The organism is Paraglaciecola sp. IT1134 (assembly GCF_058068185.1).
The window spans coordinates 1,637,653-1,653,048 of the sequence record NZ_CM176486.1; the positions used below are offsets into that span (position 1 = coordinate 1,637,653).

A 15,396-nucleotide genomic window follows, 5' to 3' on the forward strand; every position below is an offset into this window, starting at 1 on the left:
AGAGAAAATATCATGTGTAGTTCACCCAAAAGCAGTGGCGCAAAGCGTGCGCGCAGTGCCCCAAGCAAAAGCTTTGCCGAAGGCTTTACTCCAGAGCAAAGGGCACGTTTTACCGAAGTAGCTAATCGCGCGCAGGAGCGTAGGGAGCAGCGCTTAATATCCAATAAACGTTGGCAACAGACCCATGGCAATAAAATGAGTGATAAGACAAACAGGTCGCAAAAGACCGGCATGTTTTCTTGGTTAGGGCAAATATTTACCAGCCATTAACTGCTTGTTACTGATTAAACACTTAATTAAGATCCCGCTTCACCAGGTATATGCAATTTTCCAATGGCATATCTTCGGGGTAGGTTTCAGCGCAAAAACCTAATTCTCCATAGGCCTTTATGGCAATTGTATTGTGGCTAAACACAAATAACGAACAGGCATTTACCTGAAGCTCTTTTTTTCCTGCCGTGCTCAAGCTATTAATTAACTCAGCTATAAGGCCTTGCCCTCGAAACTCCGGGTTTACGACTAATCGACCTAAATGGCATTTCCCGGCTCGCAGATAGTATTGCCCAAACGCCAGCAAGTCTGATTGCGCACTAAGGAGCGAAAAAGATTGCAGCGATGTTAACTTGAGATCGGATTTAAACGATGAAAAATCAAAGGGATATCTGAAATTTGGCCCAGACCAGATCTTTAATTGCTCTTCACCTGCAAACCACGTCATTATCTCCCTGATATGCTCGTCAGACGGGGTACGTAAAAACCTATTCATACAATTTTTGTTGCCTGTTCTAACGGTAAATTCATCAAATTTTAGGCCTTCAAGGTATTTTTACGACAGCGGATAGGTTACCTTTATTATTTCTAATACTAACAATGGGGCAGGGGTGTTGCCAAGATTAAATGCAGTAATGGCCGCTAAATACGAAGCTAGACAAACAAGCGGTTTGAGTGATTATTTTGCTGCCCTAATGGCCTGTACAAGTGGCTTGCACGAGTGGCCTGAAATATGAGCAGTTATTTTTGAGTGCACAAGGTCGATGGACAACTCTGAAGGTAGGTAAATGAGCGAAGAAATTCAAACACTGGCAAGCAAGTACATATATGAAAATAGGTGGATGCGCTTAAGAGAAGATAAAATTCGTAGCAGCAGTGGCCGGGAAGGCATTTATGGGGTTGTTGAAAAGCCCGACTTTGTAGTGATTTTACCCGTGCATGATGGCTATGTGCATTTGGTTGAGCAATATCGTTACCCCATTAAAAAACGCTGCTGGGAGTTACCCCAAGGCGCCTGGGAGCAAAACCCCGATGCGGATCATGCGTTGCTAGCTGCAGGAGAATTACGTGAAGAGACGGGGTTAGTTGCCAACAAGATGTTGCATTTGGGTGAGCAGTATCTTGCGTATGGATTTTGTAATCAGAAATACCATATATATTTTGCTACAGAGCTGACCTTTGCCGGGATAGACTTGGATCCTGAAGAAGAGGGCTTAGTCACCCAAAAAGTATCTTTGCATACCTTTGAGAACATGATCTTGTCTGGAGAAATCCAAGATGCGTCAACGGTGAATGCTTATGGCTTAGCCAAGTTAAAAGGTGTGTTATAAATGTGCAACCTGCAAAGTTTTGATGTATCAGCCCTTTAGTTTTGTGTGCCTACACCAGCTTATAACCGACCCCGTAGACAGATTGCAGGACAGGTTGGGGGTCATGGGGTAGGGTGACTTTATTTCGCAGGTTTTTCATATGACTATCTATAGTTCGATTACTCACAATCCGTGTGTCGTCGTAGCAACTGTGCATCAAACTTTCCCGGGAAAACACTACCCCAGGGCGCTTAAGTAAGGTTTTTAGCAAACGAAACTCCACTGGCGTGAGCTCTACGCTGGCGTCATTAATGGTGCACTCAAAGCGCTCCGTGTCTATGGTGATATGTTTGAAACTTAACTTATTTGACTGAAGAGGATGAACCGAGACAGACGCTCTTCGTAATACCGCTTGCACACGGGCGACCACCTCTCGTGGCGAGAAGGGCTTACATACATAGTCATCAGCGCCAAAGCCTAATCCCATTAACCTGTCTATTTCATCGACCCGTGCGGTTAACATAATAATGGGCACCTGAGAAAATTGACGCACGTCTTTACAAATACTTAGGCCATCTTTGCCGGGTAACATCAAATCTAATATAACGCAGTCAGGAGACTCTGACTTTATAGCCGCTTCGGCTTCATCACCCTTGTGTATTACACGTGTTGAGTAGCCCTCTAAGGTCAGGAAATCCACTAGGATTTGGGCGATTTTAGGTTCATCTTCAACGATCAATACCTGCTGTTTGGTGCTCATGTTCGTTCCTGTGCTACATCAAACTCGACCCTGATACACAAGCCGCCTAAAGGTGACGGTATTGCGCTGATTTTACCATGATGGGCCGTGACGATATTTTTGCAAATGGTTAATCCTAATCCTGCCCCTGGAGTTGTTCTGTTTCGTGATGCACTTTGACGATATAAGGGCTCGAACAATTTCTCACAATCGGCCTCAGCAACACCGGGTAAGGTATCGTTGATTTCAAAAAACACTGTGTCTGCGTTTGGGGTTAAGGATAAAATAATTTCACCCCCAGCATCGGTATACAAGATGGCGTTGTTGAGCACGTTAATAAAAAGTTGCTCTAATCGCTGAGGGTCGGCTAAGCAATATACTGGTTTTGTGGGAATATGGGTCGATATTTTGAGGTCTTTCTGTTGTGCTTTGGCGTTTAATGAGGCGCACACCTTGTCGATACTTTCGCTGATATCCACCACACTAAAATGATATTTCAAGGCCCCCACATCGGACATGGAAAGCTGATACAGATCATCTACCAAGCGATGTAATAACAAGGCTTCATGTTTTAATGAAACGACTTGCTCTGGTCCACAGGGCCGTATCCCTGCTTCTAGTGCGTCTAATTCGCCAATTAAAATCGTTAGTGGAGTGCGCAGTTCGTGAGATATATCGGCGAACCAGCGTTTTTTTGCGCTACGAGTTTCATTTAATATATGGCTTAAGTTGTTGAGGTTACGCATTAATGTGCCCAGTTCGTCCTTGCGCTGTGTATCAAGGCTTACATCAAAATTGCCTCTACTTAAGCGTTCAACACCATGCAGTACCTGACCCACCGGGGCAGTAAGCCGCCTGGCGAGCAACCAGGATGCCAGCGCAGCAAGGATCAGGCATAACAGTCCGATAAAAATGCTAGCGTTACGCTGGCCCACGGAAAATGATGACGCAAGTGAACGCTTAGGGATCGCATCTAACCAGCTGCGTAATTCGCCGACTTTCTCTTCGTTGACATAGAGGGCATGGCTGAGCACTTCTTTGGCATCAGGTTTGGGTTTGACCCCTGATAACCATTGATCCTGTGCATCAAAGAGCGCGGTAGGTGGGGCCTCGTTTTGCTTATCCCCTGGATTGTGAGGGCGTGGCCCTGGTCTTTGTTCTGGCGGCTCTAACGGACTGGGCTGTGATAGTCCGGGAGGCCCTCCACCGCCGGGTCTCAATTGAACGGGGCTCAAGTATGTGACTAATCCCGAGTCCACAACTCGTTGCCAGCTATTATCACGTAAATAAACCTCTGATAATTTGTCGCCTAATATACGCAGGCGCTGTTGTTCTAAACCGGCGACAAAATTGAGGAAACCCTGATCAAAACTCCAACGGGCTAAACCCAAGGTGATCAGGAGTGTCAGGGCGGTTAGCCCTAAAAAAGATAAAAAAACTTTGCGGAATATATTCATGTGCCCAGTATACCCGGGCAAAAGTCCTCTGCACCAGTTAACAAGGGCCGATTAGCCTAGTTCTCCATGTTTTCTCCATCATTTCTGCACATTTGCTTGTTAAGCTTTCCCCAGAATTAATAGCGGGAAAAAAGTTATGCATTTAGCCAAGGTTTTATTTGTTGCTGCCATGTTTGTTATCGCCAGCGTCAGTGTTGCCGCCCAAGAGGATCGCGAACAGGGCGGTGCTAAACATGAGCGTCGTCCACCACCAGAAGCGATTGAAGCCTGTGTTGATAAGGCTAAGGGGGATGCCGTTACCTTTGAAACACGACGGGGAGATAACTTAAGCGGCACTTGTCAGACAATTGAAGATACCTTAGTCGCCGTGCCTGAAAATGTACCACGAGACTGATTTTACTTACTAAATAAGGATCAATGAAATGCAAATAAATACCTCAAATCAATCCATTGCCCCCCTTGCGTCGTCAGATATAGGTCGTCCCAAAGGTCCGCCACCGCCACCGCCGCCACCCGCTGGCTCAATGCCTCCTGGATTAGACACGGCTGTACAGTCCTTGTCGACTGAAGAGCAAACTGCTGTGACGGATATGTTAGCTAGTCTGAGCCAAGACCAGCAATCATCGTTGAAGGCCCAATTAGATGCTTTACGTGATGGCAGTGAGACATTGTCTCAGGAAGAGATTGGCAGCGCATTTAAAGACATGCTTACGTCCTTAACGGGTAAACAGTCAGGCTCTTCGTCATTAAACCAAGTGGATACGTTTGTTTAATATAAGTGGCTTGTGTTTAACACTGGCGCAAAGTGCCGTCAGTCAAAATGAGCCTTTATAGAAGATCGTGAAAAATTCAGTGGCATTTCTGCAATAAAAACAGGTAATGACACGTTTCTAGCAATCACTGGCATTGAGGCCAGCGCACCTTATTTATCGCCTAACCAAGAGTGCACATCGTTGTCTACAAATATGTAGTACGGGCGTTCATATCTAGCGGCGGATTATCTTGTTTTGGTAGTTGCGCCAGATCAATTAAACATTTGATTTACATAATCGATTACCACAATCTGTTTTTACAGCGCATTTAGTCATTCAATCAAGTCTATAGTTATTGTTGACATTTACATTTAGACACAGGCAATTACTATGATGAAAAAACCAATACATCTGCTGACTGCGCTAGCGTTAGTTATAACCCCTTGCGTCATCTCCATGCCCGTTTTTGCTCAAGGAGCACCCACGACAAACGATTTCTGGTGGCCAAAACAACTTAACCTCCAGCCTCTTCGGCAGAACGATGCCAAGTCCAATCCATTGGGCGAAAAATTCAATTATGCTGAAGCATTTAATACACTCGATCTTGAAGCGGTGAAAAAAGACATTAAAGACATATTGACCACGTCCCAAGATTGGTGGCCTGCAGATTACGGTCACTATGGGCCGTTTTTTGTGCGTATGGCGTGGCATAGTACTGGCACCTATCGTATGTATGATGGACGGGGTGGCGGTGCCGGTGGTCAACAGCGCTTTGAGCCACTTAACAGCTGGCCTGACAATGTCAGCCTGGATAAAGCGCGGCGTCTGCTTTGGCCGCTCAAACAAAAATACGGCAGCAAAATTTCATGGGCTGATTTGATGGTGCTTACGGGCAACGTGTCAATGGAGTCTATGGGCTTCAAGATATTTGGATTTGCTGGTGGGCGGCAGGACGATTTCGAACCTGATTTGGTTTATTGGGGCCCAGAGAAAGAGTGGTTGGGCGGTGATAAGCGCTATAGCGGTGAACGAAACCTACAGAAACCCCTTGCGGCCGTGCAGATGGGACTGATTTATGTCAACCCTGAGGGACCAAACGGAAACCATGATCCCCTTTCATCGGCTGCGGATATTCGGGATGTCTTTGGGCGTATGGCCATGAACGATGAAGAAACTGTTGCACTTATTGCCGGTGGACACACCTTTGGTAAGGCCCACGGTGCTCACAAACCACAAGATTGTATGGGTCCTGCACCGGCGGCAGCGGGTGTCGAAGAGCAAGGACTGGGCTGGAAAAACAAGTGTGGCAAAGGCAATGCTGAAGACGCCATCACCAGCGGTTTAGAAGGAGCCTGGTCAGCCACTCCCACGCAGTGGACCATGCAATACTTAGATAATTTATTCGGCTTTGAATGGGTGAAAACACAGAGTCCTGCAGGCGCAACGCAGTGGATCCCCAAAGATGGAGGCGGCGCTGATCTGGTGCCTGATGCCCATGACCAGACCAAACGACATGCTCCTATAATGTTTACTACTGACTTGGCACTAAAAGTTGATCCTGGTTATCGCAAAATTGCCGAGCGTTTTCATAAGGATCCCAAAGCGTTTGAGCTGGCGTTCTCTAAAGCCTGGTTTAAACTGACACACCGGGATATGGGGCCACGAGCTCGCTATCTTGGTAAAGATGTGCCTGATATTGATCTGATTTGGCAAGATCCTATCCCTGCAGTTGATTATGATCTCGTTAATACATCAGACATAAGCAAGTTGAAGTCACAGATCGTAGACTCGGGTTTGACGGTGCCAGAACTGGTGAGAGTAGCGTGGGCATCAGCAGCTAGTTTTCGTGACACTGACATGCGTGGTGGAGCCAACGGCGCACGTATTAGCCTGGCCCCTCAGAAAGATTGGGCGGTCAATGATCCTAAAGAAGTGACAAAAGTCTTGAAGGAGTTGAAAAAAATCCAAAATAAATTTAATAAAGCGCAAAAGAACAATAAAAAAATTTCCCTTGCTGATCTGATTGTCCTAGGCGGAGTCGCAGCCATAGAACAGGCAGCACAAAAAGGTGGGTTTGATGTGAGTGTCCCTTTTACTGCGGGACGCAACGATACAACGCAGCAGCAAACCGACGTGGAATCTTTTGACTTGCTTGAACCTATGGCAGATGGCTTTCGCAATTACTTTGCTAGTGGCCTTACGCAATCACCTGCCGAGCTATTGGTGGATAAAGCCAATACACTATCCCTTAGTGTGCCTGAAATGACAGTGTTGGTGGGAGGCATGCGTGTTTTACAGGCTAACGCTGGAAACACTGAGCATGGTGTGTTTACGGACAAGCCTGGCACCTTAAGTAATGATTTCTTCGTGAATTTATTAGATATGTCTACTAAGTGGAGTAAATCAGAAAAATCAGCTGGGCTGTATGAAGGCCATGACCGTAAGACGGGTCAATTGAAATGGACGGCCACGCCTGTCGATTTGATCTTTGGCTCTAACTCAGAGTTGCGGGCGGTAGCTGAGGTTTATGCAGCAGACGAAGCTAAGGACAAATTTGTCGCTGACTTTGTCAATGCATGGACTAAAGTGATGACACTGGATCGCTTCGATATGATGTAAAAAAATAAACAACGTTGAGTGCCGACCAAGTTGAATTCAGCGATGCCGGTACTCGGTTGTTTATATATACCAAAGGGTGGCATGTTTATGCCACCCTTATTCCCTTCCCCTAAAGCCGTGCAAAATCTCCTGCGTAAAGTTTACGAGAATTTTTTACTTTTGACTTCAGCTATTTTTTGGGGGATTACCTTGCCATGTGGGTTTCATCGCATACGGCATTAGGGATTGCTTGCCAGTCAAACCAAACTGGCGCGAGCGAGACAGTTGTTGGATGTACCCGCACCTGAGGCCATATCGACATTGGATCCGATCGATGAGGAGACAGTCCCGTTTCATTGTCGCCAATGCCATCAACCCATGGTGATATTAGCGACAACACTGCCCGCATATTTACCCAGAGCGCCACCGAACATGAAACGAACCGACGTTAAACTGGACAAAATATCATCGTCGAAATACGGTGACAGGTAAACTATGGCTGAAAGCTTGAATATTATGAAATTACGACAAGAAAAGGCAACGAAAAGAGGATGGAATAGACAGTAAATATGAAGAAAGCACGAATATCACACGTTCGAAAAAACATATTCTGCAACGATCAGGCAACTATCCGTCGACCCACCAACGAAATCCCCATAGCAACGACACATCACAGGTAATCTCCCGCGGTTTCCTCCATTCGAGATTATCCGCCAGCTGTCTCCTTGGCGCAAGACAGCTGAGGTTCAGTGTTACCGACAGCCAACTGATAATCTTAAGATAAGCGGACATTCGACCTAGAGCAGCCGAAAGACTGCTTTGCCTAAAAAAGCGGTCACAGCTTTTTTTGAGCATTATAAAATTGTTGGCTTAGGCATTGAAGACCAACCGCTTACTGTACACAGCCATCGTGAGTGAAGCTATCTTTTACCAATAGCTTGCGTTCAAAGTGCTGCTTGAAAAGTAAAAACCGTTTGGCTTTCGTTGGAACTCACGGTTAGTTGCCCGTTGTGCGCTGACGCTATTTGCGACGCAATGAACAAGCCTAAACCCAAGCCACCAGTTTTCTTATTGCTTTCATTTTGCCAAAAGGGTTGAAATAGTTTATCAATCGTCTCAGGACTTATCGGCTCGCCCCCATTACTAACACTTAGTGAAAAAATGCCGTGCTCGATAGTTGATTTAACATCAACTATTTGTAGCGGACCGCCATGCACAATGGCGTTGATTAGGAGATTAGACAACAATTGAGCAATTCGCTCAGGATCACAATCAACCGAACCCTCTATATTAATACTGGTTTGTATAGCTCGCTGTGGATGTAATCCAGATAGCTCAGCAATAGTATGTGATAGAATATCTTGCAGATTGTTAACCGTCCTGACATTCAACTCCATGCCATTACCCATTTTCCCACGGGTCAAATCCATAACATCACTGATTAAGCGCTTCATTCTCGTTGCACTATTGTCCATTCGCGCTAGTATTTTCTGATAGGTATCATCCTTTACCTGATCCATTAGAAAACTAACGCCCATCGTAAGTGCAGATAATGGGGTCCTTAAATCATGACCTAGAATAGCAATGTACTGCTCTCGTAGTTTGGCGGCTACCTGCTCGTCAAATAAATTAGACTCGGCAATGATTAATCTTTCGTCAGCTTCAATCTGTCTAGAAATCAATTCAGCGAATGATCTAATTTGATGTTCAATTTCAGTTGTTTTTAACTTTGCAGGTAACGGATCTAAACCGCATAGTGTGCCGAAAAAATTGCCATCTTTACTGAAAATAGGGAAAGAAAAGTAACTTTCAAACCCATACATGATTGGAATTTCACTTTTGCTGTAAAGCGCATCTGTTTGAGCGTGCTCAATTACTATTGATTGAGTTGACCTTCTAACCTGACTACAAAAGGTCGTATTTATCTCAAGCTCGTCACCAGGGTTGAGATTAAAGTTAACTAGGTCAAGTACCGCGCATGTAGTCCATTTGTCATCAGTTACTCGCGCAATACAGATGAAGCGTAGACCTGTAGCATCTGACAGCATCTTCATTATGTGAGGAACAGCGTCTATAGACTGAATGGTCCGAATATCTTTTTCAATTAACGAGTTCATTAAATACTCTTTGCTTTGCGTCATATGCACTATAACTCTTCGCGACTCACCTATTTTGTGATTCATTTGTCGCAAGAGAGTTTTTGTGTTTTTGTAAATAATTTATGTTAAACAGAATAACAGGTAGCTAAGTGGAAGCTTTTAACACTAATTATTAACATTTTCAATTGTGTCAATCACCTTACTTCACCCAAAAGCTTTCTAGGATTGCGGTTAGGGATAGTGAATAACTGAACCGCTGGTTATTTAATCAGCTGTGATTATAGGCCGCAATGAGCAGCCTCTTGAGAAGCCACACCTAATCGATTTAAACGTACCGCCCACCTCACACTACGTTTTACAAACTGCACCTGTGAACGCGAAATAAACGGGTCGGCAATGCCTTTATCTAGTTATTTAAGCAGTATCGTGTAGTCAATCGATTCATAGTAGCGCTTTACATCGACTTTCATTACGTAAATGTAATTGTCTGGACTGCACAAAAATCGCTAGCCGTGGCTTTTAGGCCATCATGCTCTTTGATGTGAATATAGAGTGGCGGTAAAACTAAATCATCGACTAAGCCATCGTATGCACCTCTAAGACTGAGGCATCTTGTGACGACTATAGGTAAAGCTGTGCTGTCGGCTTTGGTAACTATGCTCTGTAGCATGAAAGTGACGTATTGCTGGTTAAGCAGGTGCCGAATATTTACCAAGCCACCCATATTAAAAAAATGCCAGTAAGAACAAATCTTTTTGATGCCGTATTGGTGAATGACCTCATTTGGTTTTGGCTAGTGAGCAATGTGATGGCTATTAAGAATGGATTGGGTTGTTTTAGCGTTTTTTAGGCGCAACTATTTTGTATGTGTGAAGTTTGTTTGATTTTTATAAGGTTTAAGCGCAGCGCAATAGTATTTTAGCTTTACCCATGCCTCGAATACGCTGATGACCGGTATGGCGTTTAAAGTTATTCATCATCATTTCTGCCCCTGCGGCATAACAAAAGTGCTTTTCAAACTCAGTGGTGAGGGTGAGCCATTGCTCACCTGATAAGCCTAATCTTTGCAGTATGGGTTGGTGTTGATGGTCAATATGTCCTGCCTTGTCGCTTCTGATGACTCTGCCTGTCATGTCCACTAGCTCACAGTAGTCTTTGAGTGAAAAGGCGATACCTTTGGGCATGTCTTGTCTGAGATTGCCGACAAATGGCATTAATGTATTTTTAGTATTTTGTTTGATGGATGCCAAGCGTGTTTGAATACTGGTGTGTTGAGAGGTTTCTGGGGTACCGGCTATCTTGGCTCGAATAGGATTCAAGTCAACATATGCCATACAAGCCAGCACTGCGGCTTCATCTAATAACGCTTGGGATTTGAAGCGACCTTCCCAAAATCTACCTGTGCAATCATCTTCTTTGTTGGCTTCGCGGGCTATGTATTCATTCAGGTCACGCATCAGCCAGCTTATGTCATGCAACCGCCTGCGATACTCGGCTATGGTGTCATCTAGCGTCAGAAGTTGACCTTGGCTTAACGTGTCTCCTCTGGCAAACATTTGAGTCAGCAATGTACCTTTGTGTAAGCGGTGCCAACGCTCAACCACGTCATTATCTGACCAAACCTGCGATTGTTTTACATCCACGTGCAACACCACATGGACATGATTACTCATCACCGCATAGGCACAAATGTCGATGGCGAAAATGGAAGATAAAAACAACAACCGCTCTTCCACCCATACCCGGCGATGCTCATAACTTTGCCCTGAGTGATTATCTACTCCACACAAGAAAGACCGCCGTACACAGCGAGAAACACAATGGTAATAAGGGGTATCCGATAAGGAAATTTGACTAGAGCGTGGCTGGGGCATGACATCAATCCTTTGATTTATTTCCTAATCAAAGCCTAGCCGAGTTGCAATAAATTTCCATTTTTATTATGGCTGTCTTTGTTTATTGATGGTCAACAGCAAACTAACCGCTAGAATAATCACCCTGCAGTAAACTTTTTGCTGACCCCGCTCGACTTGATTTTTGAACGCGATAAACAAGTGGAGTAGGCAAATGAAAAAGATTTTTAATCTCAAAGGATTAATCATAACCGGTGCTTTGATGGCTATGACTTCTGTCGCTGCGACTGATCACGGGGCCACAGCTGATGTTAAAATCAGGCTGTTCAAGGATTGTCAGTTGGTCAAAGAAGTCAATATGAATGAGACCCAACTCAAGGCTTATCAAATCCTCAAACAGCATGAATTGCTTATGCATGAGCTAGAAAAACCGATCAAGGAAATTGAAGCAAAAATGGCCGAGTTCTCAAGCAAAATCGATGGGTTGACGGCTCTGGCGATCCAAGAAACCGATACCAGTTTGCATCTAGACAAAGGTTATTTACAGCAGCAGGAAGTGTTGGCAGGTCAGTTTGACGATTTTATGTCGAAACATCAGGCTGAGTTTGATGCCCTGGGTAAACAAGGTCGCAAAATTTCCAAAGTCGCTAAACACTTTGAACAAAAAATTGCACCGCTGCTTGTGTCAATTGAACATGATCATGTTCAAATCGTAGGCCCTGAAAGCACTAGTGCCATACATACAGGCCCTGACATCAGTAATGCCAAACAAAGTTGCCACGATAGTATGAACGATATGTAGCCACCCTGAATGACCGTTTAGTTAGGAGATGTGAGGGAATGACAACTGCAAAGCACGAGTGAAGGTTAATAAGCTGCATGGTCTTTTTAAGTGCATTTTTGCCAGGGGCTATTGACTTAAATGTCCAACCCGCGTACTTTGCGCATCCCCCTTGCCCAGGTGGTGAAATTGGTAGACACGCTAGCTTCAGGTGCTAGTGGCCGCAAGGCCGTGGCGGTTCAAGTCCGCCTCTGGGCACCATTGTTGCGTCTAGTAACTCAAACTCTTTTACTGCCTGACCTGTCAGTCCGCATAAAAATTGCTAATCAACACCTTGAAAAAAATTCCCCTGTTTGCTTAGCAAGCCGCTGAAAATAGCTCAACAGAATAAACTAGCCATTTAATACAAAAATCACCCCAGAAAAACCATTTCATCCCCTTTTTTTCTGCCTTTATCTCGTTAAATTTGAATCTATTAGATGACCCTGTTGATCGTTCGCTACCAGTAAAAGTTACCGAAGCGTGCATTTGTAAGGCGGAACTTATACTTGTTGAATGCGACGGAACGCCTTAATAGGAACTATTTGCATTTGCATTATTGAATGTGTAATATCCACCGCAATTACTGAATGACTGACTTACTTTAAACTTTCACGGAAACACGAAAAATGATGAAAAAAATGGTTATTGCATCTGCACTTTCTACTTTGTTTGCCACTGGTGCGGTTACAGCAAATGAAGAAACGCAAGCACTGCGCAAAATTATTGCTGAGCAACAAGATACGCTTAAAGCGTTGGAAAAGCGTTTAGATGAAACCGATGTGCGAATTGAGGCAACAGCAGGCCATATTGAGTCTACACCACGCGCAAGCGCTTTTGCCAATACATCAGTAGGCGGCTACGGTGAACTCCATTACAATAACATTGATAACAAAAACGGCTCGGACAAAAAGGAAATTGATTTCCATCGCTTTGTGTTATTTTTCGGACATGAGTTTAGCAACAAGTTGCGTTTTTTCTCAGAGCTTGAATTAGAGCATTCCATTGCTGCTGATGGGCAAAAAGGTGAAGTTGAACTTGAACAGGCCTATATCGAATACGATTACAGTGAGCAAATAACCACAAAAGCGGGTTTGTTTTTGGTACCTGTGGGCATTCTTAATGAAACACATGAGCCGCCTACATTTTATGGTGTTGAACGTAACCCAGTAGAGAAGAATATTATTCCGGCCACTTGGTGGGAAGCGGGTGCGGCGATTACCTTTATCCCAGTTGGCGGTTTAAGTTTTGATGCTGCATTAACAAGTGGATTGAATACTCCTACCACGGGTGACAACGCTTACCTAATTCGTAAGGGCCGTCAAAAAGTGAGTGAAGCAAATGCTGATGATTTAGCATTTACTGGTCGCGTTAAATACACGGCTATTCCTGGTTTGGAGCTTGCGGCAAGTATTCAATATCAGCAAGATTTAACCCAAGGCGCGGTGGGTGTTGATACTGCAGATGCCACCTTAATTGAAGCGCATGCAGTGTATAATATCAACGATTTTGGGGTGCGTGCATTGTATGCAACATGGGACATTAACGGTGCCGATGCTAAATTGCTTGGTCGTGATGAACAAACGGGCTGGTACGTAGAGCCATCGTACAAGTTTAGCGAAAAGCTAGGCGCGTTTGCACGTTACGCAGAATATGACAATAATGCCGGTATAGATGGTGACTCAAAAGAGAAGCTAACCACTCTAGGTATCAACTATTATTTACACGAAAATGTGGTTCTTAAAGCTGATATAGAAGACTACAGCGGTAATTCAGATAAGACCGGTTTCAACCTGGGTGTTGGCTACCAGTTTTAGTTAGCCAGTTAATTTAGCTGGGCATGGCAAAACATAATTGGATTTGGCAGGTCCAGCCATCGGCTATTAGTTAATAGGTGAATGGGCGTTTACGCTCATTCACTTTTTTGTTTATTGTATATACGCGCTGTTCCATGGTAACTGCTTAGGGTTTACTTTTCGCCAGGGGCATACCTAATCCATATAATGAGTGAGTAATGGGCAAAATAATTTTTACATTTTTATTACTCTGTAGTGCACATTTTTCGCTAGTCGCCAAGGGCACTTACCTAAGCTCTGAGCAATTTATTGACCATGCTTTTAACGGCAAAGTGCCACAAGCGCAGGCAATATGGTTATCAGCGCAAGACAAAAAGACTATTGCAGAAATTATGAGTCATCAATTTAATCTATTGCGTGTTCATTATTGGCAGCACGGTGAAGAAACGGTGTGGATCATTGATGAGATAGGCAAAGAAAAACCGATCACCATAGGTGTGCATATCAAACAAAAATACATAGTTGAATTAAAAGTACTCGCCTTTCGCGAAAGTCGAGGAGATGAAGTTAGGCACGAGTTTTTTACTGCTCAATTTGCGGCGGCGCAATTAGACCAGGAAAACCATCTAACGCAATCTATTGATGGTATAACCGGTGCCACTATGTCGGTAAGGGCGTTGACTAAAGTTGCGCGGCTGGCTCTGTGGTTAAATAACAAAGCTCTGGCCCAATAATGTAGCATCCGTTAGCTGGGTATAAAGATCGAATAAGAATAATAAACGTGAGCAAAAGCATGCCATCGAGCAAATCAGTGAAGTCCATTCGCGCAAGTATTATTCGTCATCTACGTAAATGGCATAGAAAGCTAGGTATTTTGGCGGCGTTTTTCCTTATTTTTCTCTCGGTTACTGGTATAGGATTAAATCATACAGAAATACTGAAACTCTCTCATCAGCCGATCACCAGCCCATGGTTACTCGACCACTACGGTGTTAAAAACCCAGGTGATATTCGTTTTTATCAGCAAAAACAACTAGTAGTAACAGACCAATATGCTTGGTTAGGTAACAAATTGCTGCTAGAAAGCCCGGAATCAGTGTTGAGCATGGGCAAGTTTCAACAGTACTGGCTCGTGCTTAGCGCATCACAATTGTCGGTTTATAATTTTACGGGCGAATTAGTCGACCGGCTTAATAGCACCACAGGTTTACCTGAAGATATAAGCGCGATGGCAATCTCGGCTACTAGCCTGATTGTCAATACCGATTCTGGTTACTACCAAACCGATGAAAATTTGTTGGGTTGGCAGCAGGTTACTGCCATAGCCGAACCCCAGTGGTTGTTGGCAGAAAAAGTCTCGCAGCAAGATATTGTTGACGCACAATTGCGTTATAAATCACAATTTTTGAACCTGGAGCAGATCGTTTTAGATGCCCACTCAGGGCGTATCTTCGGTGATTTAGGCGTCTATTTTATGGATCTGGTGGCGCTGGCCCTCATTTTACTGTCATTGAGCGGCATTTATATCTGGATCAGATATTCACGCGCTAAACGTTAATTTGATTGCTATTTCCTCGAATAACCAGGTACTAAGGCGGGTTAAACAGTATTAACCTGGTCTGTTGTTTTCACTTAGCACCTCAGTTGACGAGCACCAATTGAGCTATAATCCAATAAATTCCAGATCGATTTTGCGATAAGC

14 protein-coding genes, 1 tRNA gene and 1 pseudogene are annotated in these 15,396 nt (G+C 44.3%); 11 read left to right on the top strand and 5 right to left on the bottom strand.

Translation table 11 applies throughout. The annotated features are described in order from the left end of the window. Positions 1 to 12: 12 nt before the first annotated feature. Complete coding sequence (locus tag AC3RV5_RS07100; RefSeq protein ID WP_489731252.1) at positions 13 to 270, top strand: hypothetical protein; 258 nt, start codon at positions 13 to 15, stop codon at positions 268 to 270. A 22-nt stretch (positions 271 to 292) separates the two neighbouring features. Here the strand turns inward: AC3RV5_RS07100 and AC3RV5_RS07105 are convergent, their stop codons facing one another. Next, positions 293 to 766, bottom strand: a complete 474-nt coding sequence (locus tag AC3RV5_RS07105; RefSeq protein ID WP_489731253.1) for a GNAT family N-acetyltransferase — start codon at positions 764 to 766, stop codon at positions 293 to 295. Between the two features lie 292 nt (positions 767 to 1,058). Here AC3RV5_RS07105 and AC3RV5_RS07110 point away from each other — a divergent pair, with 292 nt between their 5' ends. Further along, a complete protein-coding gene (locus AC3RV5_RS07110; protein WP_489731254.1) occupies positions 1,059 to 1,601 on the top strand; it encodes an ADP-ribose pyrophosphatase in 543 nt (180 codons plus the stop codon). 49 nt (positions 1,602 to 1,650) lie between these two features. Here AC3RV5_RS07110 and AC3RV5_RS07115 read toward each other — a convergent pair whose 3' ends face one another. Next, complete coding sequence (locus tag AC3RV5_RS07115) at positions 1,651 to 2,340, bottom strand: response regulator (protein WP_489731255.1); 690 nt, start codon at positions 2,338 to 2,340, stop codon at positions 1,651 to 1,653. After that, positions 2,337 to 3,776 carry an ATP-binding protein gene (locus AC3RV5_RS07120; protein WP_489731256.1) on the bottom strand — a complete coding sequence of 480 codons (1,440 nt, stop codon included), beginning with the start codon at positions 3,774 to 3,776 and terminating at the stop codon, positions 2,337 to 2,339. Before AC3RV5_RS07120 ends, AC3RV5_RS07115 begins: the two co-directional genes overlap by 4 nt. Before the next feature lie 136 nt (positions 3,777 to 3,912). On the opposite strand from AC3RV5_RS07120, the gene AC3RV5_RS07125 reads away from it, so the two are divergent. From AC3RV5_RS07125 to AC3RV5_RS07140, 4 genes and pseudogenes are all read left to right on the top strand, one after another. Then, complete coding sequence (locus AC3RV5_RS07125) at positions 3,913 to 4,170, top strand: hypothetical protein (RefSeq protein WP_489731257.1); 258 nt, start codon at positions 3,913 to 3,915, stop codon at positions 4,168 to 4,170. Positions 4,171 to 4,198: 28 nt separating this feature from the next. Then, positions 4,199 to 4,549, top strand: a complete 351-nt coding sequence (locus AC3RV5_RS07130; RefSeq protein ID WP_489731258.1) for a hypothetical protein — start codon at positions 4,199 to 4,201, stop codon at positions 4,547 to 4,549. A gap of 369 nt (positions 4,550 to 4,918) precedes the next feature. Then, complete coding sequence (gene katG / locus AC3RV5_RS07135) at positions 4,919 to 7,147, top strand: catalase/peroxidase HPI (RefSeq protein WP_489731259.1); 2,229 nt, start codon at positions 4,919 to 4,921, stop codon at positions 7,145 to 7,147. 189 nt (positions 7,148 to 7,336) lie between these two features. After that, a pseudogene (locus AC3RV5_RS07140) lies at positions 7,337 to 7,618 on the top strand (hypothetical protein); the annotation flags it as partial. A gap of 452 nt (positions 7,619 to 8,070) precedes the next feature. Here the strand turns inward: AC3RV5_RS07140 and AC3RV5_RS07145 are convergent. Beyond that, positions 8,071 to 9,243: a GAF domain-containing sensor histidine kinase gene (locus AC3RV5_RS07145; RefSeq protein WP_489731260.1), complete on the bottom strand. Its 1,173-nt coding sequence runs from the start codon at positions 9,241 to 9,243 to the stop codon at positions 8,071 to 8,073. Between the two features lie 878 nt (positions 9,244 to 10,121). After that, positions 10,122 to 11,099: a transposase gene (locus tag AC3RV5_RS07150; protein ID WP_489731261.1), complete on the bottom strand. Its 978-nt coding sequence runs from the start codon at positions 11,097 to 11,099 to the stop codon at positions 10,122 to 10,124. Positions 11,100 to 11,292: 193 nt separating this feature from the next. On the opposite strand from AC3RV5_RS07150, the gene AC3RV5_RS07155 reads away from it, so the two are divergent. The 5 genes from AC3RV5_RS07155 to AC3RV5_RS07175 all read left to right on the top strand — a co-directional run bounded on the left by AC3RV5_RS07155 (position 11,293) and on the right by AC3RV5_RS07175 (position 15,252). Next, on the top strand, positions 11,293 to 11,880 hold the full coding sequence (locus AC3RV5_RS07155; RefSeq protein WP_489731262.1) for a hypothetical protein: 588 nt from the start codon (positions 11,293 to 11,295) through the stop codon (positions 11,878 to 11,880). Positions 11,881 to 12,033: 153 nt separating this feature from the next. Beyond that, positions 12,034 to 12,120 (top strand) — tRNA-Leu (locus AC3RV5_RS07160). Between the two features lie 410 nt (positions 12,121 to 12,530). Then, entirely contained in the window at positions 12,531 to 13,715 is a 1,185-nt protein-coding gene (locus tag AC3RV5_RS07165; protein ID WP_489732112.1) for a porin, read from the top strand. A gap of 197 nt (positions 13,716 to 13,912) precedes the next feature. Beyond that, positions 13,913 to 14,428 carry an FMN-binding protein gene (locus AC3RV5_RS07170; protein WP_489731263.1) on the top strand — a complete coding sequence of 172 codons (516 nt, stop codon included), beginning with the start codon at positions 13,913 to 13,915 and terminating at the stop codon, positions 14,426 to 14,428. A 59-nt stretch (positions 14,429 to 14,487) separates the two neighbouring features. After that, positions 14,488 to 15,252: a PepSY domain-containing protein gene (locus AC3RV5_RS07175; RefSeq protein ID WP_489731264.1), complete on the top strand. Its 765-nt coding sequence runs from the start codon at positions 14,488 to 14,490 to the stop codon at positions 15,250 to 15,252. Positions 15,253 to 15,396: the final 144 nt, after the last annotated feature.